The following is a 26,564-nucleotide window of genomic DNA, read 5'->3' on the forward strand; positions in this document are numbered from 1 at the left end:
CTCGCAAACCACAGGCGGATCACCGGCCATGAACACGCTCCTTTCCCGCCTCAAGACGCCCGAGGGCCGGCTTGCCGTGATCGCCGTGCTGGTCTTCGTCCTCATGGCCTCGCTGTCGCCCGAGCGGTTCCTGTCGGCCGCGAACCTCACCTCCATGGCCTTCCAGTTCCCGGAGTTCGCCATCCTCGCCCTGGCCGTGACCGTCACCATGCTGACCGGCGGCATCGACCTGTCGGTCGTGGGCGTCTCCAACATGTCCGCCGTGGTCGCCGCCCTGATCCTCGCCAACGTCGCGGGCCCAGAACTTGCCGGAAGCGGCGCGGTGATGTGGCTGCTGCTCTCCATGGTCGTCGCGATAGCCATCGGTGCCGCGGCCGGCCTCTTCAACGGCGCCCTCGTGGCCTTCATCGGGATGCCGCCGATCCTTGCGACCCTCGGCTCGGGGCTGATCTTCACCGGCATCGCCGTCGCCATCACCGGCGGCAGCGCCGTCATGGGCTTTCCGACCGCCGCCGCTTGGCTTGGCAACGGCAAGGTCTTCTCGGTTCCCGTGCCGCTGATCCTGTTCGCGGTCCTCGCCCTCGCCGTCGCCTTCATCGTGCGCCGCACGGCCTTCGGGCTGAAGCTAGTGATGTTCGGGGCCAACCCGCTCGCCGCCCGCTTCGCCGCCGTCGACGTCAACCGCCTGCTGCTGAAGGTCTACATGCTGTCGGGCGCGCTCGCCGCGATCTCGGGCCTCTTGGTGATGAGCCGCGCGAACTCGGCCAAGGCCGATTACGGCTCGTCCTACCTGCTGCTCTCGATCCTGATCGCCGTGCTTGGCGGGGTGAATCCCTACGGCGGTTACGGCAAGGTCGTGGGCGTGGTCCTTGCGGTGCTGTCGATGCAGTTCCTGTCCAGCGGTCTCAACATGCTCCAGGTGTCGAACTTCGCCCGCGAGCTGATCTGGGGTGTCCTGCTGATCTTCGTTATGCTGGTCAACAGCCAGCAGGTGGCCGCCCTCTTCGCGCGGCGCCGCATGTCCTGACGACGCCCCGACCTTAAGGAGTCTCCGATGAAAAAGATCCTGAACGACCCGTCGAACTACGTCGACGAAACCCTGGCCGGCCTCGTGGCCGCGCACCCCGAGTACTATCGCCTCCATGGCGAGGACGGCCGCGTCGTCGCCCGCGCCAAGGAAACGCGCGAAGGCAAGGTCGGCATCGTCACCGGCGGCGGCTCCGGCCACCTGCCCGTCTTCACCGGCTACGTCGGCACCGGCCTGCTCGACGCCTGCGCCATCGGCGACGTCTTCGCCTCCCCCTCGGCCGAGCAGATGGCGGATGCGATCCGCGTCGCCGACCGCGGCGCGGGGGTGCTGAGGCTCTACGGCAACTACGGCGGCGACGTGATGAACTTCGACATGGCGGGCGACCTCGTCGAGTTCGAGGACATCAAGTGCACCACCGTCCTTCTGGCCGACGACGTCGCCTCGGCGAAGCCCGAGGAGAAGGAGAAGCGGCGCGGCGTGGCCGGCATGGTCTATGCCTTCAAGATCGCGGGCGCCGCGGCGGAAGCGGGCCAGGACCTCGAGAACGTGACGCGGATTGCCCAGAAGACCGCCGACAACTGCCGCTCCATCGGTGCCGCCCTGTCCTCCTGCACCGTGCCCCAGGCTGGCAAGGCGACCTTCCACATCGAGGAGGACGAGATGGAGATGGGCATGGGCATCCACGGCGAGCCCGGCGTCTGGCGCGACAAGCTGCGCCCGGCCGACGACATCGCCTCCGAGATGATGGACCGCCTGCTTGACGACATGCCGCTCTCGTCCGGCGACCGGGTCTCGGTGATGGTGAACTCCCTCGGCGCGACCCCGCCGGAGGAGCTCTATATCCTCTACCGCGTCGTGAAGAAGCGGCTCGAAGATGCGGGGGCGACCATCGTGATGCCGCTGGTCGGACGCTATGCGACGTCGATGGAGATGGCCGGCGTGTCCTTCACCCTCTGCAAGCTCGACGGCGAGCTGGAAGGGCTGCTGAAGGCCCCCTGCGACTGTGCGTTCTGGAGGGTCGGATGATCGGCAAGGCCGAACTGCTGGCCGGGATCGACCGGCTTGCCGCCGCCATGGAGCGGGACTTCGAGGAGTTGAACCAGGCCGACGGCGCCCTTGGTGACGGCGACCTCGGCGTGACGATGACGCGGGGGATGCGGGCGATCAAGGAGAAGGCGGCGGACCTGCCCGACGACCTCGGCATGGCCCTGCTGGCCTGCGCGCAGGCCTTCACCAAGTCCTCGGGATCCTCCTACGGCACGCTCATGGCGACCGGGCTGATGGCCATCGCGAAGGACGTGAAGGGCAAGGACAGTGTCGATCCGGGTGAAACCTCGCGCCTCGCCGCGCTGGCCCGCGACGCCATGATGGCCCGCGGCAAGGCCGAGCTTGGCGGGAAGACGGTGCTCGACAGCCTCGACGCCGTGGCGAAGGCGACGGAAGGCCAGAGCGATCCGGACAGGCTGGCCGATGCTGCGGTGCAGGGCGCCGAGCGGGCGATGGACGATTTCCGCGACAAGCCCGCCACGGTTGGCCGGGCCCGGATCTTCGCCGAGAAGAGCAAGGGCATGGACGACCCCGGCATGCTGGCGATGACGCGGATCGTTAAGGCGCTGGCCGGACGGAACTGATCCGGCCTCGCGGTCATCGGTCGGGGCACGGCCTTGCGTATCCGGTTCCGGTGGCCACAATCCGGCGGCTGCGGATCTGATCCAGTTCGTTGAGCCGTCCCCTATCCCCGGAACGGTGACCGTCGCGGCGGGGCTGGAACTTGACCCGGTTCTGGTATACGACAGTATGCAGAAATTTGGTGCAGGTTGCGCGGCGCCGCGACTGGACGGGACAGCTTCGATGCGTGTGCAGATCCTTGACGAACGGACCAAGCCACGCATCGGCGCCGCCGCTCCGGTGGGCTCAGCCCCCCGTCACCTCCCCCGTCACGCCCGCCGGAAGGACCAGGACGCCGTCGATATCGGCGAACACCATGTCGCCGGGTGCGACCGGGACGCCGTCGATCTCCACGCTCACACCGGTGTGGCCTCCCGTCTCGCGCCGCGGCCTGCTCGGGATCGAACCGAGCGCCATCACTCCGAAATCGAGCGCCGCGAGGGCCGCGCGATCGCGGATGCAGCCCCAGACGATCATGCCGGACCATCCGTTGTCTTGCGCGAGACCCGCGATGCGGTCGCCGGTCACGGCGCAGCGCATGGATCCGCCGGCATCGACCACCATCACCCGTCCCTGTCCGGGCGACCCGGCCAGCGCGCGGATCGCCGCGATGTCCTCGAAGCAGGCCACGGTCTCGGCGGGTCCCCGGAACGCGGTGCGGCCGCCGAAATGGACCAGCCGGGCCGACAGCACGCGGGCCACGTCGGAGTGGGCGTCGAACAGATCGCAGGTGGAATTCACGGCTATGGACCTCCGGCATTGGACAGGTGGCGACTGTCGCAGGCCCCGCGCCGCAAGTCACCCGCAATCGTGACAGGGGGGCGCCGGTGACGGATCTCGTCGCTCTGCTGATGCCGCCCGACCTCGGCGGAATGGCGGTGGCCGCCATGGTCGGCGTGTCCTTCATCGCCTCGCTCGTCACCGTCGCCTTCGGCATCGGCGGCGGCGGGTTGCTGCTGGCGGTCCTGGCCGTCCTGATGCCGCCCGCCGCGCTGATCCCGGTGCATGGAGTCGTGCAGGTGGGCTCCAACCTCGGGCGGGCCGTCGTCTTCGTGCGCCACACCGCCTGGAGCGCGATGCCCTGGTTCGTCGTCGGCTCAATCGTCGGGGTGACGGCGGGCGGCAGCGTCGTGATCAACCTGCCGCCCTGGGCGGTGCAGGTCGGTGTGGGCGGCTTCATCGTCTGGACGGTGCTGGCCTGCCCGCCGCGCTGGCTGTCGCACTGGCCGCTGCTGACCGGCGTGATCTCCAGCTTCCTGACCATGTTCTTCGGGGCCACCGGCCTTTTCGTCGCCAGCTATTCGAAATCCCTGAAGCTGGCGCGCCACGCCTTCGTCGCCACCCATGCCACGCTGATGTGCACCCAGCACCTGCTGAAGACGCTGGTCTTCGGCCTGCTCGGCTTCGCCTTCGCCCCCTGGGCCGGGCTGATCGCGGCGATGATCGCAGCCGGGCTTCTGGGTACGCTGACCGGAAGACTGGTGCTGAACCGGATGACCGACGCCCGCTTCAACCGCGCGCTCGACCTGGTGCTGTTGCTGATCTCGGCCCGCCTGATCTGGTCGGGCTTGGCCGAGCGATTCTGGCCTTGAGACTGCGGAAGCCCTTCCTCTGCGTGCAGTCACACAGATATTGCGGTCTCTGCGAAACCGGGACACAACATGAAGCAAGGCTTGAGGTGCACCCGATTATCGTCCGTTTTCAAAAGCTTGCACGATCTCCCTGCAAGAGCGAATGAAAGGGGCACGACAGGGCTGGCGCGCCTTCCGGCAGAAAATTGTTGTCCGACGCCAAGTTGCGTGTCATTTCTTCTGTCGTCGCAGGATCGCGCAAATCACGCGTTTCAGCGACGACACAAGGCAGGTCCACCAAGAGACCGCAGAGGGCAGACATGGCAACCGCTCGGACGAACCCGGCCCCCGGGTCCATCGCAGGCACCATCGCGGCCAATGCCGCGCGGCTGTCGGATGCGCTGGATTCGCACATGCGCAACAGCTTCCAGCCGGAAAGCCGCAAGCGGCTGCGCAAGTTTCACCCGTCGGAAGTGTCCGAGCTGACCGGGATCAGCCTGTCGAACCTGCGCACCCGACACCAGGACGGCGCCTTTCCGGAGGTCGAGACGGACGCCCGCGGCCGACGCCTGTACTCCGCCGAGGAGATCGACGCGATCCGGCACGTGATGGCCCGAACCGGCCGGAACGGTGATGCGTACCTGCCCGGGCGACGGGAAGGCGATGCGCTCCAGGTGATCTCCATCGTCAACTTCAAGGGCGGCTCCAGCAAGACCACCAGCGCGATCCACCTCGCACAGCGCTATGCCCTGCGCGGCTATCGCGTGCTGGCCGTTGACATGGATCCGCAGGCGAGCCTCACCACCATGTTCGGCTATCGCCCCGAGATCGAGTTCGCCGCCGGCGGCACCGTCTACGACGCGCTGCGCTACGACGATCCGGTGCCGCTGTCGCAGGTGATCCGCAAGACCTATTTCCACAAGCTCGACCTGGCCCCGGCCGGCCTGATGCTCTCGGAGTACGAGACCGAGACGGCCTATGCCCTCCAGCACAAGATCGATCCGCCCTTCACCGGCCGACTCGCGATCGCGCTGGAAGAGGTCGAACAGGATTATGACCTCGTCATCATCGACTGTCCGCCGCAGCTGGGCTTCACCACGATGACCGCGCTCCTGGCGTCCACCGGGCTCCTGATCACCGTGGTGCCCAGCATGCTCGACGTCGCCTCGATGGCGCAGTTCCTCGAGATGGCGGGCGAGACGGTGCGGACGCTGGAGGAAGCGACGGGTCCGACCGACTGGGCGTTCCTCAAGTACCTGGTGACTCGGTACGAGCCGACCGACGTGCCGCAATCGCAGATGGCCGGTTTCCTGCGCTCGATCCTCCTCGACCAGGTGCTGACGACGCCGATGCTGAAGTCCACCGCCATCTCGGATGCGGGCATGACCCAGCAGACGATCTATGAACTCGATCCGGCGCAGGTCGTGAAGAAGACGCTCGACCGGATCATGGAAAGCGTGAACGGGGTCGCCGACGAGTTCGAGCAGGTGATCCAGCGCGCCTGGGGCCGGGAGGTCAGCTGATGGTCCGTCGCAACATCTTCCAGCCCCCTCCCCCGCCGACCGGCGAGAGCGGGTCGTCCGCACCCGAGAGCGCCCCCCGCTTCCCCAACACAGGTGCGATGAGCGGGGTGAAGTCCACCCTGCGCGACCTCTCCACCAATGCCGTGCGCGAGGTCGATCCCGAGCTGATCGAGGAGGACGGCCCGCGCGACCGTCTTGCCTTCGGCGACGCCGATGTGGCGGAACTGGCCGAGAGCATCCGGCGACACGGACAGCAGGTTCCTCTCATGGTGCGCCCCCTGCCCGGCCAGTCCGGACGCTACCGCATCGTCTATGGCCGTCGTCGCCTCAGGGCGCTTCGGCAGCTTGGCATTCCGGCAAAGGTGCTGATCCGTTCGCTGTCGGACGAACAGGCGATCCTTGCCCAGGGGCAGGAGAATGCGCAAAGGCTGGATCCGAGCTTCATCGAGAAGGCCCTGTTCGCCGCCGAACTGGCGGGCACGGGGTATGAGACCGCGGTGATCCTCGACGCCCTCGCCATCGACCGGCCAATGCTGTCGCGCATGACCAAGGTCGCCCGCGAGATTCCGGCCTCGGTCGTTCGCGCCATCGGGCCGGCCCACGGCATCGGCCGCCGCCGCTGGGAAGACCTGGCCGATCGTGTCCGGGATCCCGCTGGTTTCGAGGCGCGGGTGCAGGCGGCGGCGGAGGCCCTCGCGCCGCTGTCATCCGATGCCCGCTTCGCCAAGGTCGTCGAGCTTGCCGAGGGCGCGCAGAAGCCCGGCCGGCAGGCCGCGTCCCCTGCCCTTTCCGTGGCCGCGGCCGATGGCACACGCATCGCCGAGCTGCGGTCTTCGGCACAGGCGCTGACGATCAAGGTGCGGAAGTCCACGTCACCGGATTTCGCGGCGTGGCTGCATCGGAACGCCGAAACCGAACTTGCGCGCCTCTACGAGGCGTGGAAGGCGGATCAGCCCGACCGCTGATCCGGAAACCGAAACCCCAACACAGGAGCACCAGGCAGCCCGAAAAGAAAGAGCCCCCCAAAGTCACCTTCGGAGAGCCCCATCTGTCGATTTGCACTCTCAGATGTACCATCTCCGTCCCGTCCGTCAAGCCCAACCGATTCGGTTGAACGGTTTGCCGTGGCTTTTTGCCGGGCTCCGCCACATCCGGCCGCCGTGACATCGCCATGGCATTCATCCAGACTTCGGCCGCGTTGCGGCCGGGGGCACGGCCGATATTGTCCGCGGACAACGCCCTGCCCGACCGCAGCACGATCATCGGCTGGGTGCGCAAGGCCGCGCCTGCCCTCGGGCTGACACCGCCGCAGGTCGCGACGCTCGACGCGCTCCTGTCCTGCCTGCCGCCGCGGCGGGCGCACCACATGGTGTTCGCGTCGAATTCCACCCTTGCCGTCAGGCGCAACGGCATCTCCGAACGCACGCTGCGCCGCCACATCGCCGCCCTTGCCGAACGGGGGCTGCTCGTGCGGCAGGACAGTCCCAACGGCAAGCGCTTCTCGCGCAGGAACCCCGCGACGGGCGCCACGCTGTGCTTCGGCTTCGACCTCGGGCCGCTGTTCGCACGGTGCGCCGAGTTGTCGGCGCTGGCCGAGGATCAGGTCCGGCAGGACGAGGAAATCGCCTATCTCCGGTGCCAGCTGCGCGCCGCCGTCCATCGCGCCCTTCTGGACGATCCCGATTGCGCCGCGGCGCTTGCCGCCCAGGCCGTGTTGCGCCGCAAGCTGGATGCGGAAACCCTTCGCCGGATGCTGACAGAACTTCCTGTCTCCGTGGACGAACACGAGGCGATGGACAACGTCGAAGCACCGGCGAAAAGCGGGATGTCCGCCAGCGACGGCCAGAATGTCCGGCACCAACAGAACTCAAGAAAAGAACTAGTTGGAAAGAATGATGCAGGCGAAACCGCCGGCGCCGTCAAAAAACCGTCGCCCGGAAAACCAGTCGATCTGAACGCGCTGAAAGCCGCCTGCCCCGACGCTGTCGAACTGGCCATGACACGGATAGCGGCGCCGCAAGACGTGATCGAACACGCACGACAGCTTGCCCCGATGATCGGAATCGACCGATCCGCGTTGTTGGAGGCAGAACGGCGCCTGGGCTGCCTCGGCGCCGCCGTGACGGTCTGGGCGCTGCTCCAGATTCGCTCCCGGATCCGGCAGACCGGGGCCTATTTCAGGTCGCTCACCTCGGGGGCGCGAAGCGCCGGTTTTAACCCATGGACAATGATCCGGCGATTGACGCACCGGTCCTCGCCCTGCCCTTGCCCGTGATCTTGTCCGCGGACAACACTGGACAATCGCTGTGGCGCCCCCATGGTGTGCGCGACAGCCGAGGTGAGGGACGACGAAGAGGCCTGACATGACCAGAAAGATCGCCATCGTCGGCGTGGGCAAGATCGCCCGCGACCAGCATGTGCCCAGCATCGCGGCTTCCGACGACTGGACCCTGGCCGCAACGGTCAGCCGATCGGGCACCGTGGACAACATTGAGGCCTTCACCGATATCCACCAGATGCTGGCCGCCCGCCCCGACATCCCGGTGGTGTCGCTGTGCATGCCTCCGGCCCCCCGGTTCGCCAGCGCCGAAGCATGCCTGCTGGCCGGACGACACGTGATGCTGGAGAAGCCGCCGGGAATGACGATATCGGAGGTGCAGATCCTCGCGGCGCTGGCCGCCGACCGGGGCCTGACCCTGTTCGCCACCTGGCACAGCCGCATGGCGCCGGGCGTGGATGCCGCGAAGGCGTGGCTGGCGGACAAGGCGATCTTGTCCGTGCGCATCACCTGGCACGAGGATGTCCGCCGGTGGCATCCGAACCAGGACTGGGTCTTCGAACCCGGAGGCATGGGCGTGTTCGATCCCGGCATCAACGCCCTGTCGATCCTGACCGAGATCCTGCCGTTCGCGGTCCGGGCGATGTCGGCGCGTCTGGAAGTGCCGAGCAATCGCCAGGCACCGATCGCGGCGCGAGTGGTGTTCAGCCACGACGTGGTCCTCGACCTCGACTGGCAGCAGACCGGCGCGCAGGTCTGGAACATCGAGATCGAAACCGATGCGGGCAAGGCGCTGCTGTCGCGGGGCGGCGCATGCTTCGAAGTCGACGGTGTCGAAGTCGCCAACGGGGAAGAGCGGGAGTATCCGCGGCTGTACGACCGCATGTCCCGGCTGTTGTCCGCGGACAAGAGCGAGGTCGACCTGCGTCCGATGATCCATGTGGCCGACGCGATGACCTTGGGCGAACGGGTGGGCGTCGAGGCATTTCATTTCTGACCTTGCACGTCGCTTCGGGACGCCCATAGGCTGGCGCGAAATCGGAGGTATGCGAATGACCGGAAGCAGGGTGCGCCTTGGCGTCGATATCGGCGGAACCTTTACCGACGTCGTGCTGGACATGCCGTCCGGGATGGTCTCGACGAAGGTGCTGACGACCCACGGGGCGCCCGAGGATGGCATCCTGGTCGGCCTGAAACAGGTCTGCGCGAAGGCCGATATCGAACCCGGGGCGATCGACCAGATCATCCACGGCACGACCCTGGCGACCAACGCGTTGATCGAGCGGCGTGGCGCCAAGACGGCGCTCATCACGACCGAGGGCTTCCGCGACGTGATCGAGATGCGCACCGAGTCCCGGTTCGAGCAGTACGATCTGAACCTCGTCCTGCCCGAACCTCTGCTGCCGCGACAGAGCCGTTTCACCGTGGCAGGCCGGATCGACGCGCAGGGCAGGGAACTTGTCCCGATGGACCGCGGAGAGATCGCGGCGGTGGTCGACGCGATCGCGGCGGCCGGATACCGCTCGGTCGCGGTGGGGCTGATCCACTCCTACCTCAATCCCGAACACGAACGTCTTGTCCGCGAGGTCCTCGCAGAACGCTTGCCCGAGGCAAGCGTTTCGCTGTCCTCCGATGTCTCGCCGCAGATGCGGGAATACGAGCGGTTCAATACCACCGTCGCCAACGCCTACATCAAGCCGCTGATGCACAGCTACCTGATGCGGCTGAAGGGGCGGCTGGCCGAGGAGGGGACAGGCTGCCCGGTGTTCCTGATGCATTCCGGCGGCGGCATCATCTCGCTGGAAAGCGCGGCGGAGTTTCCGGTGCGGCTGGTCGAGAGCGGCCCGGCGGGCGGTGCCGTCTTTGCCGCAGACCTCGCGCGGCGGCACAGGCTCGACCGGGTGCTGTCCTTCGACATGGGGGGCACGACGGCGAAGATCTGCCTGATCCGCGGCGGCACGCCGAAGACGGCGCGGGTGTTCGAGGTGGCGCGGAGCTATCGCTTCAAGAAGGGATCGGGGATGCCGATCTCGATCCCCGTGATCGACATGGTCGAGATCGGGGCAGGGGGCGGATCGCTGGCACACACCGACGCCCTGCGCCAGATCCGCGTCGGACCGGAAAGCGCGGGGTCAGAGCCGGGTCCGGCCTGCTACGGACGTGGCGGAGAACGTCCCGCGGTGACGGACGCCGACCTGGTGCTGGGCAAGCTCGACCCGGCGGAATTCGCGGGCGGCTCCTTCACGCTGGACCGCGCCGCGTCGGAACAGGCCCTGACAGCGTACCTGGGCGATGCCATCGGCGGCGATGCCGAGACGCTGGCCTTCGGCGTGGCCGAGGTGGTGGACGAGACCATGGCGAACGCCGCCCGGGTCCACGCCGTCGAGAACGGCGAGGACCTTGCCGATTACACCATGATCGCCTTCGGCGGGGCGGCCCCTCTCCATGCCGCGCGGCTGTGCGAGAAGCTCGGAATCGCGCGAATGCTGGTGCCGCAGGGGGCCGGGGTGGGCTCGGCCATCGGGTTCCTGAAGGCGCCGTTCAGCTTCGAGGCGACGCGCAGCGTCTACATGCGGCTTTCGGCCTTCGACGGCGGTGCCGTGCGCGACCTGTTGACCGATCTTCAGGCCGAGGCAACCGCCTTCGTGCGGACCTGCGACGCGGAGGCGCCCATCGAGGCCGAGTTCAAGGCCCACATGCGCTATGCGGGGCAGGGGTGGGAGGTGCCGGTGATCCTGTCGCCCGAGGATGCCGCCGACCCCGACCCCGAGCGCCTGCGCGCGCTGTTCGAAGACGTCTATGCCCGCCTCTTCGATCGAACGGTAGAGGGGATGGACGTGGAGGTCACGGTCTGGGCCGTCGATGCCCGCACGCCGGTGGCCGCGATCGAGCCGGTCTGCCCCTGTCCCGAGGGTGGCATCGCGCGGGCCGACGGCACCCGCGCGCTGTTCGACCAGGCCCAAGGCCGCCGGAACAGTGCCGCAATCCTGCGGCGCGAGACGCTGGAGCCGGGGCAGGGGGCGGATGGCCCCGCCGTCATCACCGAGGCGGAGACGACGGTGATCGTTCCAGCCTCCCGCCGCGCCCGGGCCCTGCCCGACGGCACCATCGAGCTGACCCCGAAGGAGGACAGGGCATGAGCACCCCCGGAGACGTCGCCAGGCAGGTGATGTGGAACCGCCTGATCTCGGTGGTCGAGGAGCAGGCCCAGGCGTTGGTGCGCACCGCCTTCTCGACCTCGGTGCGCGAGGCGGGGGACCTTTCGGCCGGGGTCTACGACGACCGCGGCCTGATGATGGCCCAGGCCGTCACCGGCACCCCCGGCCACGTCAACGCCATGGCGGAATCCGTCGGCCATTTCATCCGCCGCATCGGACGCGAGAACATGTTCGAGGGCGACGTCTACATCACCAACAACCCGTGGGAGGGCACCGGCCACCTGCACGACATCACCGTGGTCACGCCCGCCTTCCGGCAGGGGCGGCTCGTGGGTTTCTTCGCCTGCACCGCCCATGTCGTCGACGTGGGCGGGCGCGGCTTCGGGGCGGACGGGGCCAGCGTGTACGAGGAGGGGATCCACATCCCGATCATGAAGCTGGCCGAGCGCGGGACGATGAACGCCACGCTGATCGCCATGGTCCGCGGCAACGTGCGCGAGGCGGATCAGGTGGTGGGCGACATCCATGCGCTGGCCACCTGCAACGGCATCGGCCTTCGCCGGCTGGCCGAGATGATGGACGAGTTCGCCATGGCGGACCTTTCGGACATCGCGGCCTACATCTTCGAGAACTCGCGCCGCGCCACGCTCGAACGGATCGCGGCGCTTCCCCGCGAAAGCGCCGCGTCGGAAATGGTTATCGACGGCTTCGCCACGCCGATCACGCTGAGGGTCGCGCTGGAGGTGCGACAGGATCGCATCCTCTGCGATTTCGCGGGCACCTCGGGCACCGATCCGAGGGGCATCAACGTGCCTCTCGTCTACACCAAGGCCTACGCCTGCTACGCCCTGAAATGCGCCGTCGCGCCCGAGATTCCGAACAACGCCGCCTCGCTCGCGCCGTTCGAGGTGACGGCGCCGGAACACTCGATCGTCAATGCCGTCCACCCCGCGCCCGTGGCCCTGCGCCACGTCATCGGCCACATGATCCCCGATGCGGTCTTCGGCGCGCTGGACCTGATCCTGCCGGGCGTGGTGCCCGCGGAAGGGGCAGGCAGCCTCTGCAATTTCCAGGTCTCGCTGCGGCCGGTCGTGGCGGGGCAGGGGGCGCGGGCCGAGGTGCTGACGTTCAACTCCGGCGGGGCCGGGGCGCGGCCCGCGTTTGACGGGCTGAACGCCACGGCCTTCCCCTCGGGCGTGATGACCATGCCCATCGAGGCGACCGAGCACACCGGCCCGGTCATCATCTGGCGGAAAGAGCTGCGGCCCGACTCCGCCGGGGCGGGGCAGTATCGCGGCGGGCTCGGGCAGGTGATGGAGGTCGGCGCGGCCGAAGGCTACCAGTTCGACTTTTCCGCGATGTTCGACCGCGTCGGCCATCCCGCACGCGGGCGGCGCGGCGGGGCAGGGGGGGCACCGACCACCATCGCCCGCTCGGACGGGACGGCGATGCAGGGCAAGGGGCGGCAGGCGGTGCCGCCGGGAAAGCGGGTGCTGCTGGCCTTCCCGGGCGGCGGCGGTTACGGCGATCCGGAAGCGCGCGACAAGGCACTGATCCGGCGCGACCTGGCCCGAGGCTACATCTCGGCAGAGGCCGCACAGGCGGATTACGGCATGGGCGCGGACGAGGTGGGCGAAGTGCTCGACGCCGTCGCGCGGGGGGAGTGGACGGAATGACCCTTCCGCGCCAGTCCCCGGCCCACGGCAGCTACGACGTCGTCATCGTCGGCGGCGCGATGCTGGGTTCTTCCGTCGCTTGGTGGCTGTCGGGCATGGACGCGTTCACGGGTCGCATCCTGGTGGTCGAGCGCGATCCGACCTACGAATTCGCCGCCACGACCCACACCAACAGCTGCATCCGCCAGCAGTTCAGCGACCCGGTGAACATCAAGGTATCGCAGTTCGGCGCCGACTTCGTGAAGAACTTCGGCCGATACTCCGACGATCCGGACGCGCCCGCCGGGCTGCGGCTGCAAAGCTTCGGCTACCTGTATCTCGCGTGCAGCGAAAGCGCGGTCGCGGCGCTGAAGGAGGTTCAGCAGATCCAGGCTGCGCACGGTGCGGGAACGCGGTTCCTGACGCCGGAGGAGATCGCGGCGGAATACCCCTTCTACAACGTCGAGGACATTCTGGGCGCCAACCACAACACGGTGGACGAGGGCTATTTCGACGGCGCCTCCCTGTTCGAGCTCTGGAAGCGGCAGAACCGCAGGCGCGGGGTCGAATACATCGGCAACGAGGTGACGGCGATCGGCCGCACCGGCGGGCGGATCGAAAGCGTCACGCTGGCCTCCGGGGAGACGGTGAGTTGTGGTACGCTGGTCAACGCTTCCGGCACCCGTGGCGCGAAGACGGCCGAGATGGCGGGCCTGCCCGGCCTGCCCGTCGAGCCGCGCAAGCGCTTCACCTTCATCTTCTCGGCCGAGAAACCGCTCGGGCGCGACCTGCCGCTGACCATCGACCCCTCCGGCGTCCACGTCCGCACCGACGGGGCCTTCTACATGGCCGGCTGCAAGCCGCACAACGACACGCCGCCGGATTTCGACGATTTCACCATGGACCACGAGATCTGGGAGGATCACGTCTGGCCGATCCTCGCCCACCGGATCCCGGCTTTCGAGGCGATCCGTCTGCGCCAGACCTGGGTCGGCCACTACGACTACAACACGCTGGACCAGAACGCGGTGCTGGGCCCGCACCCCGACGTCGCCAATTTCCTCTATGTCAACGGCTTCTCCGGCCACGGGCTGCAACAGTCCCCCGCCATGGGTCGCGGGCTGGCGGAGTGGATCGTCCACGGCGAGTACCGCAGCCTCGACCTGTCGGGCTTCGGCTATGCGCGGATTGCGGAAGGCCGGCCCATGCTCGAGAAAGCCATCATCTGAGGCAGCGAAAGGATATCCCATGAAGAAGATCGTTCTGACCGGCGCGGCGGGCCGCCTCGGCTCGTACCTGCGCGAACCCCTGTCGAAGATGTGCGACACGCTGCTGTCGACCGACATCAACGACGTCGGCGAGACCTACGAGGGCGAGACCTTCGTAAAGGCCGACCTCGCGCAGATGGACGAGGTCGCGCCGCTGCTGGAAGGGGCCGACATGGTGGTGCATTTCGGCGCCATCGTCGACGAGATGCCGTTCGAGGTGTTGTGGGGGCCGAACTTCGTCGGCTCCTACAACATCTGGGAGGCGGCGAGCAGACACGGCGTACGCCGGGTGGTCTATGCCAGCTCGATCCACGCTGTCGGCATGTACCCGAAGACCGAGCGCATCGGCATCGACGTCCCCCACCGGCCCGACACGTTCTACGGCCTCGCCAAGTGCTTCACCGAGGATCTGGGCCGCATGTACTGGGAGAAGCGGGGGCTCGAGTCCGTGCACCTGCGCATCCTCTCCGCCGCGCAGGTGAACAACCCCCGCGCGCTCGGCTCGTGGCTGTCCTACGACGACCTGATCCAGCTCGTGACCCGCGCCATCGACACGCCGGTGACGGGCTTCGCGATCATCTACGGCGTCTCGAACAACGACCGCGCGCCGGTCGACAACAGCGGCGCGGCCTTCCTCGGCTATCGTCCCAAGGACAATGCCGAGGTCTACGCCGAGAAGGTTCTGGCCGAGTCAGAGCCTCTGGACCCGCAGGATCCCGGCCACATGTGCCACGGCGGACCCTTCGCGAAGGTGGATCTGGGGCAGAGCGGACTGGCGCAGATGAACGTGGTGGACGACCGCAAGAAGACCTGAGTGGGGCAGGGGGCTTGCGCAGGCTTGACGCGCATGAAGCAGGGGCGCATCCTTGGCTTATGAACACGCACCCGCGGAAGTCCACCAACCTGTCCCTCGACCCCGACCTTCTGGCCGAGGCGAAGGCGCTGCGCGTCAACCTCTCCCGCGCGGCGGAGGAGGGGCTGCGCGCCGCCGTCGCCTCGGCCCGCGCGCGCCAGTGGCGGGAGGAGAACGCCGCGGCGCTCGACAGCTCCAACAGCTTTGCCGAGGCACGGGGGCTGCCGCTGGACCGATACCGCCCGTTCTGATGGCGAAATACGATCTTTACCCGGCGCCGGGCGGGGTCGGCTATGTGCTCGACGTGCAGGCCGAACTTCTGGACACGCTAAACACCCGCGTCGTCGTGCCGCTTCTGCCCCGTTCCGAGGCACCGATCCCGGCCCGCCGCCTGAACCCCGTGTTCCCTCTGCCGGACGGCGAGCACGTCATGGTCACGCAATTTCTGTCCGCCGTGCCGCGCGGGATCCTCGGGGCGCCGGTCGGCACGCTGAAAGACAGTTTTGCCGAGATCACAGCGGCGCTCGACATGGTGTTCCAGGGCTTCTGACGCGCGGGTTGACCATTCCCGTCGCGGCGTCGATTGTCCGACAAAGCAGTGATTTCGCATCGGGAGGATTTCATGGAATATCGCACGCTTGGACGCTCGGGGCTCAAGGTCTCGGTGCTGACGATGGGCACCTTCACCTTCGGCGGCAAGGGCGACTTCGCCATGGTGGGCCAGCAGGGGGTGCCCGAAGCGCGGAAGCTGGTCGACCTCTGCATCGACCACGGGGTGAACCTGTTCGACACCGCCAACATGTATTCCGACGGGCTGTCGGAGGAGATCCTGGGCGAGGTGCTGGAAGGGCGGCGCGACAAGGTGCTGATCAACTCGAAGGTGCGGATGCCGACGCCGGGGGGCGGGCCGAACGACGAGGGCGTGTCGCGCTATCACCTGATCCGCGAGTGCGAGAAGAGCCTCAAGCGGCTGAGGACCGACCATATCGACATCTACTTCATGCACGAATGGGACGGCACCACCCCGGTCGAAGAGAAGATGGCGGCGCTCGACACCCTCGTGCAACAGGGCAAGGTGCGCTATGTCGGCTGCTCGAACTACTCGGGCTGGCAGATTTCCAAGTCGCTCATGGCGTCCGAGCGGGACCGGCGCGTGCGCTTCGTCACCCAGCAGATCCACTATACGCTGGAGGCGCGGGAGGCGGAGTACGAACTGCTGCCGCTCTCGGTCGACCAGGGGCTCGGGGTGATGATCTGGTCGCCGATGGCCGCCGGCCTCCTGTCCGGCAAGCACCGGCGGGACACGTCGGCGCCCGAAGGCTCGCGCCAGTTCAACGGCTGGACCGAGCCGCCGATCCGCGACGAGGAGAAGCTCTGGAACATCGTCGACGTGCTGGTAGAGATCGCCGAAGAGAAGGGCGTCTCGGCCGCGCAGGTGAACCTCGCCTGGCTGCTGACCCGGCCCGCCGTCTCGACGCTGGTGATCGGCGGGCGCAAGGAAGAGCAGTTCCTCGACAACTTCAAGGCGCTCGACGTGAAGCTGACGGAGGACGATCTGAAGCGGCTGCACGAGGTCAGCCAGCTGCCCTTCATCTACCCCTACTGGCACCAGAGGAACTTCGCAACCAACCGCTTCTCCGAAGCCGACTGGGCGCTGCACCGCGATTACCTGGACGGGTAGGGCGCGCCCGACCCCCAGGGCGGCCCGGCGTCGGCGCGATTCTGCGGCTGGCGTCACGTCAACCTGCGCTTGTGCTTGCGCCGGGCCGCAATTCCGGGATCATCTGCGCACCCGCGAGATGCACGCGCCGCAAGAGCGCCCCCCAACAGAGGAGATGACCCCATGAACCGCAGAACCCTCCTGTCCGCCACCACGGCCCTGGTGCTGGCCACGGCCTTCGGTCCCGCCACGGCCGCCACCCCCGGCGCGGACGAAAAGCTGGCCGAGAAGCAGACCTTTTCCTATCGCCTGCTCGACCAGTTCCCGACGCTCGATCCGCAGCTGAACGAGGAGACCGCCGGTTCCCACGTCATCCAGCAGCTCTTCGAGGGGCTGATGAACCAGGATGCCGAGGGCAACCTTGTGCCCGGCGTCGCCACCGGCTTCGAGGCCTCCGAAGGCAACACGGTCTATACCTTCACGCTCCGCGACGACGCGAAGTGGTCGAACGGCGATCCGGTGACGGCGGGCGATTTCGTCTATGCCTGGCGCCGCGCGGCCGATCCCAAGACCGCCTCGCCCTATTCCTGGTATGTCGAGCTGACCTCGATCGTGAACGCCGCCGAGGTGGTGGCGGGGACCAAGGATCCCTCCGAGCTGGGGGTCGAGGCGGTGGACGACCACACCCTGAAGGTGACGCTGACCCAGCCGCTGCCCTTCTTCCCGGCGATGACCACCTACGCCACGCTGTTCCCCGCCCACAAGGCGACGATCGAGCAGTACGGCAGCGACTGGACCAAGCCCGGGAACATGGTCAACAACGGCGCCTACAACCTGGCCGAGCTGTCGCTGAACGAATACTTCAAGCTGGTGAAATCCGACACCTACTGGGATGCCGAGAACACCATCATCACCGAGGTCGAGGGATATATCGTCAACGACGGCAACCAGGCGCTGACCCGCTACGAGGCGGGCGAGTACGACATGATGGACGACCTGCCCGCAGGCTCCTATCCCCGGCTGAAGGAAGAGCGCCCGGACGAGGCCCACTCGGTGCCGCGCCTCTGCTCGTACTACTACGCGATCAACCTGCGCCCGGACGCCAAGGAAGAGCTGAAGGACGTCCGCGTGCGCGAGGCGCTGAGCTATGCCATCGACCGGAAGGTGATCGTCGACCAGATCCTGCAGGGCGGCCAGACCGAGGCCTACAACTTCGCCCATCCCGCCACGGCCGGTTTCCAGATGCCCGAGATCGACTATTCCGGCTGGACCCAGGCCGAGCGCGACGCGAAGGCGAAGGAGCTGATGGAGGAGGCGGGGGTCGAGAACCTGGACCTGAAGCTGATCTACAACACCTCCGAGAGCCACAAGCAGATCGCGACCGTCATCAGCCAGATGTGGAAGCAGAAGCTGGGCGTGAACACGACGCTCGAGAACATGGAGTGGTCGACCTACCTCGACATCCGCCGCGAGGGCAACTTCGACATCGCGCGGTCCTCCTGGTGCGGTGACTACAACGAGGCCTCGACCTTCCTCGATCTCGTGACCTCGACCCACGGCAGCAACGACGGCAAGTATTCCAACGAGGAGGTCGACGCGCTGATGAAGGCCTCGCGCACCTCCGAGGATCCGAACGTGGAGTACACGCAGGTCGAGAAGATCCTGGCGGACGAGATGGGGATCATCCCGATCTACCACTACGCCAACACCTTCCTGCTGAACCCGGCGGTCAAGGGCTTCCCCTATGAGAACGTCGAGAACAACTGGTACGTGAAGGACTTCTACCGCGTCGCCGACTGATCTTCCGGAAGCGGGGAGGGGCCCGGCCCCTCCCCGCACCCCTCCCGATCCCGCAGCCCCGGCGGAGCGCCCATGACCTCCTTCATCCTCAAGCGGCTTGCCATCGCGGTGCCGACGATCCTGCTCTTGATCGTCTTCTCCTTCCTGCTGATGAACGCCGCCCCCGGCAGCCCCTTCGCCACCGAACGCGGCGTGCCGCCCGAGGTGCTGGCCAACCTCGAGGCGAAGTACGGGCTGGACAAGAGCCTGTTTGACCGCATGGGAATCTACATCTGGAACGTCGTCACCCAGTTCGACTTCGGCCCGAGCTTCAAGTTCAAGGATCGCACGGTGAACGACCTGATCGCCCAGGGCTTCCCGGTGACCCTGACCTACGGTACCTGGTCCTTCGTGGTGGCGGTGCTGGTCGGCGGCACGCTCGGGATCCTGGCGGCGGTGTTCCACAACTCCTGGCTCGACTACCTCGCCGTCGGCGTCTCGATCGGCGCACAGGTGCTGCCGAACTTCGTCATGGCGCCGATCCTGGTGCTGATCTTCACCCTCTGGCTCGGCTGGCTGCCCGGCGGCGGCTGGCAGGGGGGGCAGTGGCAGTACCTGGTGATGCCGGTGATCGCGCTTTCGACCTCCTACATGGCCTCCATCGCCCGCATCACCCGCTCCTCCATGCTGGAGGTGTTGAACGCGGGCTTCATCCGCACCGCGCGCGCCAAGGGCCTGCCGATGCGCCGCGTCGTGCTGCGCCACGCGCTGAAACCGGCGCTGCTCCCGGTGATCTCCTACCTCGGGCCCGCCTTCGTCGGCATGATCACCGGCTCGGTGCTGATCGACGTCTTCTTCTCGACCGGCGGGATCGGGCAGTTCTTCGTCAACTCGGCTCTGGCGCGGGACTATTCCGTGATCATGGGCATCACCATCCTGATCGGCACGCTCACCGTGCTGTTCAACCTCCTCGTCGACGTGGTCTATGCCTGGATCGACCCGAAGATCCGGTACTGAGCCCATGAGCCACGCCGCCACACCCGAAACCGCGGGCCAGTCCCGGACCGTCCGGGGCCGCTCGCTCTGGCAGGACGCCTGGCGCCGCTTCTTTGCCAACCGCGCGGCGGTCGCGAGCCTGGTGATCCTGCTGCTGGTCCTCCTGTTCGCGCTGTTCGGCCAGCACCTTGCGCAGTGGAACAACGAGGAGATCGACTGGGCCATGCTCGGCAACATCTCCGAGGTCGGCGGGCCATCGCTGGAGAACGGTCACTATTTCGGCGTGGACGACACCGGCCGCGACCTGTTCGCGCGCACCGTGCAGGGCACGCGCGTCTCGCTTGCCGTCGGCATTGTCGGCGCGCTGATCTCGGTCGTCGTCGGCACCGCCTGGGGCGCCGTCGCGGGCTATGTCGGGGGGCGCACGGACACGGTGATGATGCGGATCGTCGACCTGATGATGTCGATCCCCTACATGTTCGTGCTGATCCTGCTGCTGGTCGTCTTCAACCGCTCCATCGTCATGCTCTTCGTCGGGGTCGGGCTGATCTCGTGGCTCGACATGGCGCGGATCGCGCGGGGGCAGACCCTTTCGATCAAGAACAAGGAGTTCGTCGAGGCGGCCATCGCCACCGGCGTCTCGACCCCCCGCATCATCACCCGCCACATCGTGCCGAACCTTCTCGGGATCGTCATCGTCTATGCCACGCTGCTGGTGCCGAGCATGATCATCTTCGAAAGCTTCATCAGCTTCCTCGGCCTCGGCGTGCAGGAACCCTCGACCTCCTGGGGGGCGCTGATCAACGGCGGGGCGGACAACCTCAGGAACGGCACGCCCTGGATGCTGGGCTTCCCGCTCGCCTTCTTCATCGTGTCGCTCTTCGCCTTCTTCTTCATCGGCGACGGGCTGCGCGATGCGCTCGATCCGAAGGATCGCTGACTTGGATCGTCCGAAGGACCGCTGATGCTGCTCGACGTGAAAGACCTGGCCGTGTCGTTCCAGACCGCCGACGGCACCGTGAACGCGGTGAACGGGCTGTCGCTGTCCGTGGGGCAGGGCGAGAGCCTGGCCATCGTCGGCGAATCCGGCTCGGGCAAGAGCCAGACCGCCTTCGCGATCATGGGCCTGCTGGCCCGGAACGGTCGCGCCACCGGATCGGTGAAGCTGGACGGGGAAGAGATCCTGGGCCTGCCCGACGCGAAGCTGAACCGCATCCGGGCCGAACGGGTGGCGATGATCTTCCAGGATCCGATGACCTCGCTCAATCCCTACCTGAAGGTCGGCGACCAGATGGCCGAAGTGCTGACGCTGCACAAGGGCATGGGCCGACGCGAGGCGGCGAGGGAGTGCATTGCCATGCTCGACGCGGTGAAGATCCCCGATGCGGCGGGGCGGATGCGGATGTACCCGCACGAGTTCTCGGGGGGCATGCGGCAGCGGATCATGGTGGCCATGGCGCTGCTCTGCCGTCCGAAGCTGCTGATCGCGGACGAGCCGACGACGGCGCTGGACGTGACGGTGCAGGCGCAGATCATGGCGCTGCTGGCCGAGATCCGGGCCGAGTTCGGGACGGCGATGATCCTGATCACCCACGACCTCGGGATCGTCGCGGACACCTGCGCGAAGACGGTGGTGATGTACGGCGGGCGGGTGATGGAGCAGGGGGCCACCGAGACCCTGTTCGAGACGCCGAGCCATCCCTACACGCTCGGCCTGCTCAAGGCGGTACCGCGGCTCGACATCGACCAGGAGGAACTCGAGACGATCCCGGGCGAACCCCCCGACATGTCGCGCCTGCCGAAGGGCTGCCCCTTCACCCCGCGCTGCGGCTTCGCGCGGGCCGAATGCGGCGACATCCGCCCGCCCCTCGCCCCCTGTGGCGATGTGCTGCGCGCCTGTCACGCCTACCCGGAGGAGGTGCGATGACCCTGCTGCAAGTCCGCGATCTCGACGTGACCTTCGACGGGCCCCGCCGCGGCGCCTGGCCCTGGACGCCGCCGCGGAAGCTTCAGGCGGTCCGGGAGATGAGCTTCGATCTCGAGGCGGGCCAGACCCTTGGCGTCGTCGGTGAATCTGGGTCGGGGAAATCGACGCTCGCACGGGCCGTGATCGGCACTGTTCCGGCTTCGGGCGGTCGGATCCTCTGGAACGGCACGGACCTCCGGACCCTCTCACCGAAGGAGAGGCGGCGGCACCGCGCCGAGGTGCAGATGATCTTCCAGGACCCGCTCGCCGCGCTCAATCCCCGCATGACCGTGGGCGAGATCATCGCAGAGCCGCTGACGACCCACCGCCCCGAGCTGTCCTCGAAGCAGGCGCGCGCGCGGGCGGGCGAGATGATGGAGCGGGTGGGTCTGCTGCCGAACCTCCTGAACCGCTACCCGCACGAGTTCTCGGGCGGCCAGTGCCAGCGCATCGGCATTGCCCGCGCCCTGATCCTGAACCCCCGCCTGGTCATCTGCGACGAGCCGGTGTCCGCCCTGGACGTCTCGGTGCAGGCGCAGGTGGTGAACCTCCTGAAGCGGCTCCAGCGCGAGATGCAGCTTTCGATGATCTTCATCGCCCACGATCTTTCGGTGGTGAAACACATCTCTGACCGCACGCTGGTGATGTACCTCGGCCGCCAGATGGAGCAGGCCGGGGCCCGCGAACTGGTGCGAGCGCCCCGCCATCCTTACACGCAGGCGCTGATCGCCTCGGTCCCGATCCCCGATCCGAAGCGCGAGAAGGCCCGCCAGCGCCCGGTGCTGGAGGGCGAACTGCCCTCGCCCCTCGCGCCGCCCTCGGGCTGCGTGTTCCGCACCCGCTGTCCCAAGGCCCGGCCCGATTGCGCCGAAGGCGTGCCGCCGCTGATCGAGGCCGCGCCCGGTCATGTCGTCGCCTGTCCCTACCAGGAAGTCGTCTCTCCGCTGGCCGAAACCGGCGCCGAGCCCTAGGCCGCGGTGACTTCGGAGCGCAGGCCGAAGACCCGTTCCGGCACGCGGCGCCCGCGGATCGGCACGGTGCCGAGCTCGACAAGAGACGCACCGGGCAGCAGGCGGGCCGTGGACTCGCCGACCAGGATCGGGGTGCCGAACTCCTTTGTCAGGCTTTCCAGGCGGGAGGCCAGGTTCACCGGATCGCCGATCGCGGTGTAGTCGAACCTGAGCGCCGAGCCCATGTTGCCGACCGTGCAGGTGCCGCTGTTGATCCCGACCCCGCAGGCCAGCACGGTGTCCAGACCCTCGGCGGCCAGGCGGTCGGACAGGGCGGCGATGGCGGCGACCATGTCCTTCGCCGCCGCCATGGCGTGGGCCGCGTGGTCGGGATCGTCGGCCGGGGCGTTCCACAGGGCCATCACGCAGTCGCCGATGAACTTGTCGACCATGCCCTGGTTCGCCACCACCGCCTCGGCCAGCGCGCCGAGCGCCAGGTTGACGATCCGTGTCAGCCCGGCGGGATCGTCGCGCATCCGTTCCGAGAGGCTGGTGAAGCCCCGAAGGTCGCAGAACAGCACCGTCACCTCCCGCCGCTCGCCGCCGAGCTTCAGCGCCTCGGGGTTGTCGGCCAGCCGGCGCACCAGCTCGGGGGCAAGATAGTGACCGAAGATCCGCGTGATGTGCCGCCGCGCCTGGCGCTCGCGCAGGAACTTCACCACGACCTGCCCCGTCCCGCCGGCGAGCGCGGCAACCGAGGCGGCGACCGGGGGGATCCATGCGCCGGCCATGAGCCCCCCGGCGGCGATGGCCAGGGGCGCGACGGCAAGGCCGACGGTGGCGGCGGCGGCGGCCGGATCGGAGCGGGTGCGCCCGGTCAGGAGGGTCGCCGCCGCGGTCAGCAGCGCCAGCAGGGCCGACACCCAGCCGGGGACGGGAAGGATCCAGGTTCGCGCGGCAAGCGTGCGATAGGCCTCGGCGTGGATCAGCACGCCGGGCATGAAGCCCTCGCCCGCCACGGTCCACGGGGTGCGGAAGCTGTCGGTGGCGGTGAGGGGCGAGGATTTCAGCACGATGCCGACGAACACGACCCGGTCGCGGAAGGTGTCGTCGGGCAGGAACCGGTCGGGGTCGAGCGCCTGGTAGAAGGACACGACCGGGACGCCCGCCCCTGAGAAGGAGATGCGGGCGCCGGGCGGCGGTGGCGGCACCCGGGCCACCAGCGCGGCAAAGCCGTCGGGCTCTTCGGGCAGTCGGCGGATCGCGCCGTCGGGGTCGACGGGGATGTCGATGCGCCCCACCTGCGCGCCGCCTGCCGTCATCGCCGCGGGCGGGCCGACGAACATGCGCATCGCGCCCTGCGGGCTGTCGGCCACGGCGGTATAGCCCGCCAGCACCACGTCGGGCCCGAGCGCTGCGGCCAGCGCCAGGTCGTCCTCGGGCGGGCCCGGATCGACGAACACGACGTCATAGCCGATCGCCCGCGCCCCCGCCGCCCGCAGCCGTTCGATCAGCCTGGCATGAAGGTCGCGCGGCCAGGGCCAGGGCAGGCCGAGTTCGGCGAAGGAGGGGTCGTCGATGGCCACGAGGATCGCGTCCGGGGGAGGCTCCGGCCGGGGCATGCGCACGACGAGGCGGTCGTATACGGCATCGTTGGCCGCGGTCAGCAGGCCGCCCAGATCGGCCCCCGCCGCCAGGAGGCCGACGACAAGCGCCGTCGCCAGCGGCAGGGCCTGCGCGGTCCGGCGCATCTCAGAACCGCGCCGAGAGGCTCAGCCGCACCTCGCGGCCCGTCGGTGCGCCGCCCCAGGGCGAGTCGACGGGGCGGTCGAACAGGTTCGTCACCTCCAGCCGGGCCGCCAGCCGCTTGTTCCGGGTCTCGTAGGACAGGGCGGCGTCCACGGTCAGCACCGGGTCGAGGCGTCCGGCCGGGGTGGCCGCGAACTGACGCCCGGTCCAGACCGCGCTGACCCCGCCGCCGAACCCGCCGGGCCTGAGCCAGCCGAGACCCGCCCGCGCCGTCCAGTCCGGGACGTAAGGCAGGGCGGCCCCGGCGAAGGGGCCGTCGCGCATCCGGCTGTCGGCATGGGTCAGCGACGCGGCCAGGCCGACCCCGCCACCGATCCACCAGTCCGCCCGCAGCGAGGTCGCCGAAAGGCGGGCGCGGTCGGCATCGACGGTCGCGGCGGGATTGGCGGTGGCGTAGCTGAGGTTGCGCAGGTCCAGCCTTTGGTGCTCGACCCCGACCAGCAGCCGGTCGGTGACCTCGACATCATAGCGCGCCATCACGCCGCTCAGCCGGCCGTCGGCACGGTAGGGCAGTCGCAGGGGCACCAGTCCCAGCACCGAGGCGGGCACCAGGGAGGACAGCTGCGGATTGCCGTCCGCGATCAGTGCGGCGCGCAGCCAATGCCCCTCGGCGGGCGACCACGCGATCCCGATGCGTCCGCCGGGGCGGTTGTCGCCTCCGACACGGTCGAGGGTCAGCAGCCCCTCGGCGGCCAGCCCGTCGCCGAGGCGCTGGCGCCGTCCGACATAGGCGCGGGCCGTTTCGGTGCGGGTACGGGTCGCATCGGTCAGGGTCACGTTGGCGCCGGTCAGCAGGTCGGTTACGGTCAGCGCGCTGTCGCTGCGCTCGGCCACCCGGCCGAGCTCCAGCCCGGCCGTCCAGAACCCGCTTTCGTCCTCGGCCTGGTAGCCGATGTTCAGCCGATCCGACCGCACGTCCTGCCGGCCGCGCGTGTCCAGCCGGAAGACCGAGGCGGGGGTGATCGTGAAATCCCGCAGGGTGGCGTCGCTCTCGCGTCGCGCATGTCCAAGGAAGAAGACCAGGAACGCCCGTTCGTTCAGCCTGACATGTCCCCCCAGAACGGCCGAATCACTGGTGACGCGGGTGTCCTCCAGCGTCTCCAGCCCCGGAAACAGCAACTGGCTGGTGCGGCTGTGCGTCTCGGTCCGGCCCAGGGTGACGAAGCCGCCGCCGCGGGCGCCCCACTGGGTCGCGGCAAGCAGCTGACCGCTGCGCAGCCGGTCGCGCCCGTCCTGCCCCGTGGTATCGACGCCCGACAGCGTCAGCGCATAGGCGAGCGGCTGCGGCGTGCGGGCGAAACCCTGAAGCTCGAGCCCCGATACCACCTCGTCCTTGCGGACATCCACCGAGACGCCGACATCGGTGAAGGGGCGGCGCAGGATATCGGTGAAGCGCAGCCGGTAACTGGCCGAGAGGGGTTCCAGCAGCAGCCCGTTCACCACCGATCCGTCGTAGCCGTCCGAGGAGGGGCCGTCGCGCCCGAGGGAGAGACGGTCGAGATAGCCCTCGGAGAACAGGCTGGCGGCGGAGAGCGGATCGTAGGTGCGGTCGGCGGCATAGCGGGCCCAACCCTCGAGCCCGATGGCGCCATAGGCGCCGACGAGGGCGCTGCCGGTCTGCCGGTCGGCGGACACGACCCGACCGCTCGACTCCTGACGTTCGAACAGGTCGGCCGCCTGCCGCCCCGCCGTGATGGCGTCGTCGATCCGGTTCTCGTCCAGCGCGGTGATCGCCCGCACCAGCGGCACCATCGGATCGTTCGGATCGAGCCGGCCGGCCGCGTCCATTTCCTGCGCGCCGCGCACCCGGTCGCCGTTCATGTAGGCGGCGATCCCGAGTGCGATGGAGGTCTCGGCAGCCGCCGGCTGGGCCGCAAGCGCCCGCATCAGCGCGGTCTGCGCCCCGGGATCGCCCGACTGGAGGTCGGCGCGTCCCTTCACCCGAAGCCCGAGGTAGGAGGCGGGATCGCGCCGCAGCAGTGCCTCGGCCAGGGCCCGGGCCTCCTCCACCCGTTCGAGATCGAGCAGCAGCACCGCGAGATTGCCCATCGCCGCGGGGTTGCCGGGTTCGAGGGCAAGCGCCCGGCGGAACGCCGCCTCCGCCTCGAGCGGGTGGTCGAGCGCGTCCTCCTCCAGTCCGAGCGCGTTCCACAGGAAGGCCCGTTCCGGGTCCAGCTCAATCGCCTGCACCAGCAGGCGGCGCGCCTCGGTGTGATCGCCGGCGACGTCGGAGGCATAGGCGGCCGAGGCCTCGAGCGCCGCCCGCGACCCCGGCGCGAGGCGCCGCAGCCGGGCCGAAAGCTCGGCCGCGCGGGCCGCGTCGTCGCGCAGGATGGCGATCTGTGTCGCCGCCGCGAGGGCCGAGGGCACGTCGCCCACGCTGTCCAGCGCCACCTGCGC

At 68.4% G+C, this 26,564-nt stretch carries 23 protein-coding genes; 20 read left to right on the forward strand and 3 right to left on the reverse strand.

Annotation, left to right across the window (positions count from 1 at the left end; translation table 11 throughout):
- The first annotated feature begins 28 nt into the window (after positions 1-28).
- From A7B20_RS12850 to A7B20_RS12860, 3 genes are read left to right on the forward strand one after another with little or no spacing between them, the layout of a single operon-like run.
- Positions 29-1,027, forward strand: coding sequence for an ABC transporter permease (locus tag A7B20_RS12850; protein WP_102108986.1), 999 nt, complete (start codon positions 29-31; stop codon positions 1,025-1,027).
- A 27-nt stretch (positions 1,028-1,054) separates the two neighbouring features.
- Positions 1,055-2,056 carry a dihydroxyacetone kinase subunit DhaK gene (locus A7B20_RS12855; protein ID WP_102108987.1) on the forward strand — a complete coding sequence of 334 codons (1,002 nt, stop codon included), beginning with the start codon at positions 1,055-1,057 and terminating at the stop codon, positions 2,054-2,056.
- On the forward strand, positions 2,053-2,661 hold the full coding sequence (locus tag A7B20_RS12860) for a dihydroxyacetone kinase subunit L (RefSeq protein WP_102108988.1): 609 nt from the start codon (positions 2,053-2,055) through the stop codon (positions 2,659-2,661). The genes A7B20_RS12855 and A7B20_RS12860 overlap by 4 nt, the downstream gene beginning before the upstream one ends.
- A gap of 283 nt (positions 2,662-2,944) precedes the next feature.
- Here the strand turns inward: A7B20_RS12860 and rraA are convergent, their stop codons facing one another.
- Positions 2,945-3,439 carry a ribonuclease E activity regulator RraA gene (gene rraA, locus A7B20_RS12865; RefSeq protein ID WP_216641207.1) on the reverse strand — a complete coding sequence of 165 codons (495 nt, stop codon included), beginning with the start codon at positions 3,437-3,439 and terminating at the stop codon, positions 2,945-2,947.
- A gap of 86 nt (positions 3,440-3,525) precedes the next feature.
- On the opposite strand from rraA, the gene A7B20_RS12870 reads away from it, so the two are divergent.
- The 17 genes from A7B20_RS12870 (at position 3,526) to A7B20_RS12950 (ending at position 22,376) form a co-directional block, all read left to right on the forward strand.
- On the forward strand, positions 3,526-4,290 hold the full coding sequence (locus A7B20_RS12870) for a TSUP family transporter (RefSeq protein ID WP_245866892.1): 765 nt from the start codon (positions 3,526-3,528) through the stop codon (positions 4,288-4,290).
- Between the two features lie 299 nt (positions 4,291-4,589).
- The gene (gene repA, locus A7B20_RS12875; protein ID WP_102108990.1) at positions 4,590-5,792 is read left to right on the forward strand and encodes a plasmid partitioning protein RepA; all 1,203 of its coding nucleotides are present in this window, start codon (positions 4,590-4,592) and stop codon (positions 5,790-5,792) included.
- Positions 5,792-6,757 (forward strand): plasmid partitioning protein RepB, encoded by a 966-nt coding sequence (gene repB / locus A7B20_RS12880; protein ID WP_102108991.1) that lies wholly within the window; start codon positions 5,792-5,794, stop codon positions 6,755-6,757. The genes repA and repB overlap by 1 nt, the downstream gene beginning before the upstream one ends.
- A 206-nt stretch (positions 6,758-6,963) precedes the next feature.
- Complete coding sequence (gene repC / locus A7B20_RS12885) at positions 6,964-8,067, forward strand: plasmid replication protein RepC (protein ID WP_102108992.1); 1,104 nt, start codon at positions 6,964-6,966, stop codon at positions 8,065-8,067.
- Positions 8,068-8,155: 88 nt separating this feature from the next.
- Positions 8,156-9,067 carry a Gfo/Idh/MocA family protein gene (locus A7B20_RS12890; protein WP_102108993.1) on the forward strand — a complete coding sequence of 304 codons (912 nt, stop codon included), beginning with the start codon at positions 8,156-8,158 and terminating at the stop codon, positions 9,065-9,067.
- A 55-nt stretch (positions 9,068-9,122) separates the two neighbouring features.
- Positions 9,123-11,210: a hydantoinase/oxoprolinase family protein gene (locus A7B20_RS12895; RefSeq protein ID WP_102108994.1), complete on the forward strand. Its 2,088-nt coding sequence runs from the start codon at positions 9,123-9,125 to the stop codon at positions 11,208-11,210.
- Positions 11,207-12,904 carry a hydantoinase B/oxoprolinase family protein gene (locus A7B20_RS12900; RefSeq protein ID WP_102108995.1) on the forward strand — a complete coding sequence of 566 codons (1,698 nt, stop codon included), beginning with the start codon at positions 11,207-11,209 and terminating at the stop codon, positions 12,902-12,904. The genes A7B20_RS12895 and A7B20_RS12900 overlap by 4 nt, the downstream gene beginning before the upstream one ends.
- Positions 12,901-14,112 (forward strand): NAD(P)/FAD-dependent oxidoreductase, encoded by a 1,212-nt coding sequence (locus A7B20_RS12905; RefSeq protein WP_102108996.1) that lies wholly within the window; start codon positions 12,901-12,903, stop codon positions 14,110-14,112. The genes A7B20_RS12900 and A7B20_RS12905 overlap by 4 nt, the downstream gene beginning before the upstream one ends.
- 19 nt (positions 14,113-14,131) lie before the next feature.
- Positions 14,132-14,965 carry an NAD-dependent epimerase/dehydratase family protein gene (locus tag A7B20_RS12910; protein ID WP_102108997.1) on the forward strand — a complete coding sequence of 278 codons (834 nt, stop codon included), beginning with the start codon at positions 14,132-14,134 and terminating at the stop codon, positions 14,963-14,965.
- A 59-nt stretch (positions 14,966-15,024) separates the two neighbouring features.
- Positions 15,025-15,255 carry a type II toxin-antitoxin system CcdA family antitoxin gene (locus A7B20_RS12915; RefSeq protein ID WP_102108998.1) on the forward strand — a complete coding sequence of 77 codons (231 nt, stop codon included), beginning with the start codon at positions 15,025-15,027 and terminating at the stop codon, positions 15,253-15,255.
- Complete coding sequence (locus tag A7B20_RS12920; RefSeq protein WP_102108999.1) at positions 15,255-15,554, forward strand: CcdB family protein; 300 nt, start codon at positions 15,255-15,257, stop codon at positions 15,552-15,554. The genes A7B20_RS12915 and A7B20_RS12920 overlap by 1 nt, the downstream gene beginning before the upstream one ends.
- A gap of 72 nt (positions 15,555-15,626) precedes the next feature.
- On the forward strand, positions 15,627-16,685 hold the full coding sequence (locus A7B20_RS12925; RefSeq protein WP_102109000.1) for an aldo/keto reductase: 1,059 nt from the start codon (positions 15,627-15,629) through the stop codon (positions 16,683-16,685).
- Between the two features lie 162 nt (positions 16,686-16,847).
- Positions 16,848-18,464 (forward strand): peptide ABC transporter substrate-binding protein, encoded by a 1,617-nt coding sequence (locus tag A7B20_RS12930; RefSeq protein ID WP_102109001.1) that lies wholly within the window; start codon positions 16,848-16,850, stop codon positions 18,462-18,464.
- Between the two features lie 72 nt (positions 18,465-18,536).
- The gene (gene oppB / locus A7B20_RS12935; protein WP_102109002.1) at positions 18,537-19,460 is read left to right on the forward strand and encodes an oligopeptide ABC transporter permease OppB; all 924 of its coding nucleotides are present in this window, start codon (positions 18,537-18,539) and stop codon (positions 19,458-19,460) included.
- 4 nt (positions 19,461-19,464) lie between these two features.
- Entirely contained in the window at positions 19,465-20,379 is a 915-nt protein-coding gene (locus A7B20_RS12940; RefSeq protein ID WP_102109003.1) for an ABC transporter permease subunit, read from the forward strand.
- Between the two features lie 24 nt (positions 20,380-20,403).
- Positions 20,404-21,366 carry an oligopeptide/dipeptide ABC transporter ATP-binding protein gene (locus tag A7B20_RS12945; protein WP_102109004.1) on the forward strand — a complete coding sequence of 321 codons (963 nt, stop codon included), beginning with the start codon at positions 20,404-20,406 and terminating at the stop codon, positions 21,364-21,366.
- Positions 21,363-22,376: an oligopeptide/dipeptide ABC transporter ATP-binding protein gene (locus A7B20_RS12950; protein WP_102109005.1), complete on the forward strand. Its 1,014-nt coding sequence runs from the start codon at positions 21,363-21,365 to the stop codon at positions 22,374-22,376. The genes A7B20_RS12945 and A7B20_RS12950 overlap by 4 nt, the downstream gene beginning before the upstream one ends.
- Here A7B20_RS12950 and A7B20_RS12955 read toward each other — a convergent pair.
- Positions 22,373-24,106, reverse strand: a complete 1,734-nt coding sequence (locus tag A7B20_RS12955; protein ID WP_102109006.1) for a CHASE2 domain-containing protein — start codon at positions 24,104-24,106, stop codon at positions 22,373-22,375. The two genes, A7B20_RS12950 and A7B20_RS12955, sit on opposite strands and share 4 nt — an antisense overlap.
- A 1-nt stretch (position 24,107) precedes the next feature.
- Positions 24,108-26,564, reverse strand: a 2,457-nt coding sequence (locus A7B20_RS12960; protein WP_157937678.1) for a TonB-dependent receptor domain-containing protein, incomplete at its 5' end; no start/stop codon positions are given.

It is taken from the genome of Oceaniglobus roseus (genome assembly GCF_002869745.1).
Classification (GTDB): Bacteria; Pseudomonadota; Alphaproteobacteria; order Rhodobacterales; family Rhodobacteraceae; genus Oceaniglobus; species Oceaniglobus roseus.

Bases quoted from the DNA above. Each gene is read 5' to 3' on its own strand.
- A7B20_RS12850 (WP_102108986.1), top strand. From the start codon at position 29: ATGAACACGCTCCTTTCCCGCCTCAAGACGCCCGAGGGCCGGCTTGCC.
- A7B20_RS12855 (WP_102108987.1), top strand. From the start codon at position 1,055: ATGAAAAAGATCCTGAACGACCCGTCGAACTACGTCGACGAAACCCTG.
- A7B20_RS12860 (WP_102108988.1), top strand. From the start codon at position 2,053: ATGATCGGCAAGGCCGAACTGCTGGCCGGGATCGACCGGCTTGCCGCC.
- repA (WP_102108990.1), top strand. From the start codon at position 4,590: ATGGCAACCGCTCGGACGAACCCGGCCCCCGGGTCCATCGCAGGCACC.
- repB (WP_102108991.1), top strand. From the start codon at position 5,792: ATGGTCCGTCGCAACATCTTCCAGCCCCCTCCCCCGCCGACCGGCGAG.
- repC (WP_102108992.1), top strand. From the start codon at position 6,964: ATGGCATTCATCCAGACTTCGGCCGCGTTGCGGCCGGGGGCACGGCCG.
- A7B20_RS12890 (WP_102108993.1), top strand. From the start codon at position 8,156: ATGACCAGAAAGATCGCCATCGTCGGCGTGGGCAAGATCGCCCGCGAC.
- A7B20_RS12895 (WP_102108994.1), top strand. From the start codon at position 9,123: ATGACCGGAAGCAGGGTGCGCCTTGGCGTCGATATCGGCGGAACCTTT.
- A7B20_RS12900 (WP_102108995.1), top strand. From the start codon at position 11,207: ATGAGCACCCCCGGAGACGTCGCCAGGCAGGTGATGTGGAACCGCCTG.
- A7B20_RS12905 (WP_102108996.1), top strand. From the start codon at position 12,901: ATGACCCTTCCGCGCCAGTCCCCGGCCCACGGCAGCTACGACGTCGTC.
- A7B20_RS12910 (WP_102108997.1), top strand. From the start codon at position 14,132: ATGAAGAAGATCGTTCTGACCGGCGCGGCGGGCCGCCTCGGCTCGTAC.
- A7B20_RS12915 (WP_102108998.1), top strand. From the start codon at position 15,025: ATGAACACGCACCCGCGGAAGTCCACCAACCTGTCCCTCGACCCCGAC.
- A7B20_RS12920 (WP_102108999.1), top strand. From the start codon at position 15,255: ATGGCGAAATACGATCTTTACCCGGCGCCGGGCGGGGTCGGCTATGTG.
- A7B20_RS12925 (WP_102109000.1), top strand. From the start codon at position 15,627: ATGGAATATCGCACGCTTGGACGCTCGGGGCTCAAGGTCTCGGTGCTG.
- A7B20_RS12930 (WP_102109001.1), top strand. From the start codon at position 16,848: ATGAACCGCAGAACCCTCCTGTCCGCCACCACGGCCCTGGTGCTGGCC.
- oppB (WP_102109002.1), top strand. From the start codon at position 18,537: ATGACCTCCTTCATCCTCAAGCGGCTTGCCATCGCGGTGCCGACGATC.
- A7B20_RS12940 (WP_102109003.1), top strand. From the start codon at position 19,465: ATGAGCCACGCCGCCACACCCGAAACCGCGGGCCAGTCCCGGACCGTC.
- A7B20_RS12945 (WP_102109004.1), top strand. From the start codon at position 20,404: ATGCTGCTCGACGTGAAAGACCTGGCCGTGTCGTTCCAGACCGCCGAC.
- A7B20_RS12950 (WP_102109005.1), top strand. From the start codon at position 21,363: ATGACCCTGCTGCAAGTCCGCGATCTCGACGTGACCTTCGACGGGCCC.
- A7B20_RS12955 (WP_102109006.1), bottom strand. From the start codon at position 24,106: ATGCGCCGGACCGCGCAGGCCCTGCCGCTGGCGACGGCGCTTGTCGTC.